Consider the following 5,136-nt stretch of genomic DNA (forward strand, 5'->3'; position numbering starts at 1 on the left):
GGTGCCGGGAAAACCACGATGATTCGGATTTTGACCGGGTCACTCAAGCCGGACAGCGGTTCCGCCACGGTGCTGGGGTTGTCGTGCTTGAAGGACGGCCAAAAGATTCGTCAACAGACGGGATATGTTTCGGATTCGCCGGCGATGTACGAATGGATGACCGCGGACGAAATCGGCTGGTTCACGTCGGCGTTTTACGATGACGAATTTCCCGGACGTTATGCGGAAACGTTGATGGGTTTCGACGTCCCGCCCGGCGTCAAGTTGAAAAACATGAGTAAGGGGCAGCGTGCCAAAGTCGCGCTTGCGTTGGCCACCTCGCACGATCCAGAGTTGTTGATTCTCGACGAACCGACCAGCGGACTCGATCCAATGGTCCGTCGGCAGTTTCTGGAATCGATGGTCGACCGGGCATCGCTGGGCCGCACGGTGTTGCTTTCCAGCCACCAGATCAACGAGGTCGAACGCGTGGCCGATTGGATCGGCATCTTGCATCAAGGTGATTTAAAACTTGTCCAGCCGTTGCAGGCGCTGCGTGATTCCACGCGTGTCGTCACGGCGACGCTGGAGCACGGCGATGCGACCGTGCTGATGCCTCGCGGCGAAGTTTTGACCGAAGCCAAGAACGGTCGCCAGATGCGATGGATCGTCCGCGATTTGGCCGACGACTGGCGCAGCGACTATGGCGACGCGTCGGGCGTGATCAAGGTCGACGAGGAGACGCCGACGCTGGAAGAGATCTTTGTGGCGGTCTGTGACACCAACGCGGTCCGACCGTCGCAGCAACGGGAGAAGGTGGTGCCGGCGGCGGGTGCTTCACCGGTGTGAGGGGTGGGGATTTTGAGATCGTGCTGATGATGAAAAATCATTGCCAACGTGAGACGGAAAGATGAATCAAAAAGTGATGCGGCGGTTGATCTGGAAAGACGCTCGAACGCTCGCTCCGCTGGCAATCGCGACACTGATCGCGATTTTCGGATTCAACGCGCTGTTGTGGCTGTTGGCCGAAGCGGTGATGGACGTGGACAACCAAACCCGACTCGGTCTGTCGCGGATGATTTGGATCGTTCTGCCGAATCTGCTCGCGTTTGGTGCCCCGGCGCTGCTGGTCGGGGGTGAAGAGGAGAGTGGATCGCTGACGTGGTTAAAGACGCTGCCGGTCAGTTGGCGTGGCGTCGCGCTGAGCAAGTTGTTGGTCGCCCTCGCGGCGCTCGTGGCCGTGTGGATCTTGGCCAGTATTTCGTATTGGTTGCAGTGGACGATTCTGCCCGACCATGTGATCGCGTGGGCCGAAAATACGCGCAATGCGCCGGACTGGTCGGCCGTCGCGGTCTTTTCCCAGTGGGTCTTCAGTCTGGCCCTGTTGCTGACCGGTTTTAGTTTGGCGTATTGGTTCCGTTCACCGATCAACGCGCTGTTGGCCGTGTTGCCGGCGATGGTTGTGTTTGCGATTGCGTTTGTCAGCGTCGAGGAGTACTTGCTGGATACGAGGTTGCGGGGGCAGCCGCAATGGGAATCGATCTCTGCCCTGCAGTTCTGGACTGTGCTGGGGGTTCCAACCATTGCAGCGATCGGTGTGCTATTCGCTCTCCATCAAGGGATGGCCAAGCGCCGGATCGCCGGCCCCGATGAATCGCTCGGTCGGCGGATCAAGCAACGGGTTTCCGGCGACGCCTTCCGGCCTCCCAGCACCGTGCCGATGTCGTGGTACGGCGTTTCCTTGGCGTTGCGGCGGCCGACGAAGACGCACGCCCTGTTGTGGCAGGCGGCGCGACAGAACGTTTGGATTCTATTGAGCTTGATGCTGGTCGGCGTGTTCGGCGTCACCGTCACCGTCTGGGGAAGAAGCAGCGGGCAAGAATTGGCGAGTTTGGTTGCCGCGGTGGCGTTGTTCGGAATCGCCGGTTCAACGTTCTATGGGGATTCGGTCCGCAAGCGATGTGTGTTCTTGGCTGATCGCGGAGTTTCTCCCTCATTGATCTGGCGGACGCGGTTGATGCCGACGGCGATCGCGGTCGGATTGATTTTCATTGCCCTGTTGGTGAACCAGCTGATCAGCGATGTGATCTACCGAAACGGACTGCGGTTCGATGAATTTCTGATGTGCACGATGCTGATGTTTGTCGGTTACGCGCTGTGCCAATTGGTGTCGCAGTGGGCGCCTCGGCCGGTGTTCGCGTTTTTGGCGTCGCCCGTGATTTGCGTGTTGGCGTTTTTGCTGTTTTACCCGCTGTTCGATGCGTACCGCGCTGGAGCCCTGTGGGCGGCGATGGCGTCGATCCCGGTGTTCTTGTTTGCCTCCTGGCGGCTGACGCCACGCTGGTTGGCCGGTTTGACCGGGCGGGATTACACGGCGCGATTCATCGGGTATTTCGCACTGGCGATCGTCTTGCCCTACGTGTTGGTGCTCGGCATTCGAACGGCAACGATCCCCGCGGAGCAGACGCAGTGGCGAACGCGGATGTTGGCGTACGAGTTCCCGCAACGACCCTCAGACGATCAACTCGTCGAAGTCCATCACGCTGCGATTCCGGAGCTAGCCTACTTTTGGAATGGGTTTCGACGCGATGAATTGCTCTCGCCACCCAAGAGCGATCAATTCGACGAACGATTGGACCAAGAGTTGGCGTCGGAGACGTCCGTCGGGGAATTTGTGTCGTTTAATGAGTTGACCGCACGTGTTCCCTATTGGCCCGAAGGGTATGCGTCCAGTGCGGGAGCGAGTTCGTCGGTTCGCTTCGGAGCCGATCAGCTTGACGTGGAATTGCGTGTCGCGAGGGTGTTGCTGAAATGGTCTCGGATGGTTCGCCACGAAGCTCGCTTCGGTGATTCGTCGTTTGAGCGGCTGGCGCAGATCTCCGAGTACGCCGAATGGATCGCGGCGGATATCCTGCATCGGCACCTCGATGAAGGCGGCATGACACCGGAGATCAAGGAATTGGTCGGCATGTTTCCCGAGGATTCGCTTGTTTTGGAATCCCGCCGCAACAGCTTGATCGCGTCCTGGAAGTGGCAGGCAGGCGCGGCCAGTTTCGATCGACCGATGTCGTTGGGTGACCGGTCACCGCGGCCGCACACCGAGTTCATCGCAAGGATCGAAGAGTTAAGACGGGACCGCTTTGTCGATCAAACGGTCAAGCTGGCCGAACAGCATTGGCGGTCGGGCGCAATGAGCGGCGTCTGGGAGGTCCCAAACTTTCTGTATTCGGCGGAGCAAGCGGGACTGTCACAAGTGATGCGTCCGCTGTACGAATTTCAAGCCCATCAGTCAATCAAACGTTTGAAGAATCGCGTCAGATGAGCGGAGCCGTGACGATGAATCGAAAAGTAATGCAACGAATGATTTGGAAAGACGCGCGCACGGTCAAGACGCTGGCGATCGCCACGCCGGCATTGGTCGTAGGCTTTTTCGTGATGTTGGAACTGTTCACCGGGTTGACCCACGTCGGCACCGAACGGATGGGTTTAGCCTACGCGATCTGGATGTTGCTGCCGATGTTGATCGCCTGCGGTGCGCCGGCCGTTTTGATCGGTGGTGAGGAGGAGAGCGGTTCATTGGCTTGGCTGCAAACGTTGCCCGCCGGCTGGAAGTCGATCGCGACGAGCAAGCTGCTGGTCACGAGCGTTTGCTTGTTGTTGGCGTGGGCCGTCGCAACGCTCTGCTTTCTGGCGTACTGGTCCGCGATGAGCGACTATTGGATCGATCGGATTCGCCAGAGTAGCGGCCTGCCCGAACCGTTCTGGATTCACTGCGCCGGTGCGGTGGCGTTAAGCATCGCGGTGATGTTGTCCAGCTTTACGACGGCCTATTGGTTTCGGTCCCCGATCACGGCCCTGGTCGCGTTGGTTCCGCTGCTGATCGCGGCGATTTGGGGCGTGACGTACCTGGCCGTGGTCATTCTTCCGGCGGCACAATTTCGCGGTCCGCCGCACCGTGTGATTGAGCAAAACTTCGGAACGTTCGCTCTGCTGATCGTGTCGGCATTACTGGTGCTGACGGGGCTCAGTCTGTTTGCCGCTTGGCGACGATTGACTTGGCCGGAATCACGGCGAGCCAGGCAATCGATGGGAGAAATGTCGACCGGCGCGTTTCGGCCGCCTCCCGAGGTGACGTCTTCAAAGCTCGCCGGGGCGATGATTTTCGGTCGGCCGCGACCGCTGCTCGCGCTGTTGTGGCTGCAGATGCGGCCGATTCGTTGGCAGCTTGTCTTGCTGACGATGGTGGCGATCGCCGGTGCCCTGATCACCGGTTCGTCGAGTGACGAGATGTTGGTGGTCGGCCATTCGATTTACATCTTGCCGCTGTTCCTGATCGCCGCGTTGACGTTCTACGGCGACTCGGTACGCAAGCGTTGCTTGTTCTTGTACGACCGCGGCATCTCGCCGACGATGGTCTGGCTGACGCGCGTCGGACCGACACTGTGTGTCACGGCGATCATCTTGGCAATCATTGTGTTGGCCGGAATGTACCGTGAGGCGTCGGATGCTGACCGTGAGCTGCGATGGAGCTGGGACAACCGGTTGACGATCACGGTCATGGTGGTCTTCGCGGGATTTGCGCTGACGCAGTTGGTTTCACAGTGGTCGCCGCGACCGACGTTGGCATTCTTCGCCGGGCCGGTGTTTGTTCAGCTGGCTGCGTTCGTTCTCGCCGGCTTGTTGATGTTTTACACCCGCGCCTCTGCCGTGTTGCTGCTGTCGTCGGTGATCCTGTTGTTGGCGTCGTGGAGACTGACGCCGAAATGGATGGCTGGGGAGAAGGGGAAAGAATACGTGGTGCCGATGATCGGTTTCATCGTTGCTGCGTTGTTCTTGCCGTATGTCGTGGTGCTCGGAGCACGCTACGCCACCACGCCGGCTCCACGTATCACATGGCGACAACAGATGTATTCCATCGAGTTGCCCCGCGTCGATCCGACCGCCGACAAGGTTGCGATTTTAGACCCGGCATACGTGCGACGGATCGAGACCTTGGCCATGCAAGCGACCGTGAGTCCGGAAGGACGTGACGATCGGATTGCAAAGGAACTGGCGGCAACCGATAGTATCGGCCGGCACCTTTCGTTCAAGGAGGTGATGCAGATCATTAAGGTGAGATCCGATTACCCACTTCACCTTCATCAAGACTTGGCACGA

The 5,136-nt window shown here is 59.2% G+C and carries 3 protein-coding genes; all 3 read left to right on the forward strand.

The features are described 5' to 3' along the window. Positions 1–828 (forward strand): ABC transporter ATP-binding protein (locus tag ABX749_RS21045; protein WP_372897704.1); only part of this gene is annotated, 828 nt, incomplete at its 5' end. 61 nt (positions 829–889) lie between these two features. Next, entirely contained in the window at positions 890–3,301 is a 2,412-nt protein-coding gene (locus ABX749_RS21050) for a hypothetical protein (protein ID WP_372897705.1), read from the forward strand. Positions 3,302–3,315: 14 nt separating this feature from the next. Further along, positions 3,316–5,136, forward strand: a 1,821-nt coding sequence (locus ABX749_RS21055; protein WP_372897706.1) for a hypothetical protein, incomplete at its 3' end; no start/stop codon positions are given.

The organism is Stieleria sp. (assembly GCF_041595215.1).
Taxonomy (GTDB): domain Bacteria; phylum Planctomycetota; class Planctomycetia; order Pirellulales; family Pirellulaceae; genus Stieleria; species Stieleria magnilauensis.